Source organism: uncultured Shewanella sp., assembly GCF_947491715.1.
In the GTDB taxonomy this organism is placed as follows: Bacteria; Pseudomonadota; Gammaproteobacteria; order Enterobacterales; family Shewanellaceae; genus Shewanella.
Window position 1 is genome coordinate 1 of record NZ_CANLKR010000119.1, and the last position, 456, is coordinate 456.

The following is a 456-nucleotide window of genomic DNA, read 5'->3' on the forward strand; positions in this document are numbered from 1 at the left end:
TGGTGAGGTGCAACTGGACTTTGGGGTGAGCGATGGCACGGTGGTGACCCCAGCCAATATTGATGTGACGGTGACGGCGGTTAATGACATTCCGGTTGCGGGTAGCACCAGTTATACGGTGGATGAAGACGGGGTGTTGCAATTCAGTGACGCGCAGTTATTGGCAAACAGCAGTGATGTGGAAGGGGGTGTGAGTGTTGATGGGGTCAATTACGGCGGCACCGACGGTATTTTTACCAACAATGGTGACGGCACCTATAGCTTTGCACCCAATGGGGATTTCAATGGGGATGTGAGCCTTGATGTGTGGGTGATGGACGAGGCGGGTGCGGTAGTGCCAACGAGCGCTGAGATTGATGTGATTGCGGTGAATGATGCACCGGTGGTGGAAGGCAACTTGGCTTACAATGTGGATGAAGACGGCAGCATCACCTTTAGCCAAGAACAATTACTGGC

At 53.3% G+C, this 456-nt stretch carries 1 protein-coding gene; it reads left to right on the forward strand.

Annotated features, from left to right (window positions below; genetic code table 11):
• The coding region (locus Q0779_RS23765; protein ID WP_298776744.1) for a tandem-95 repeat protein at positions 1–456 on the forward strand (456 nt) is incomplete at both ends.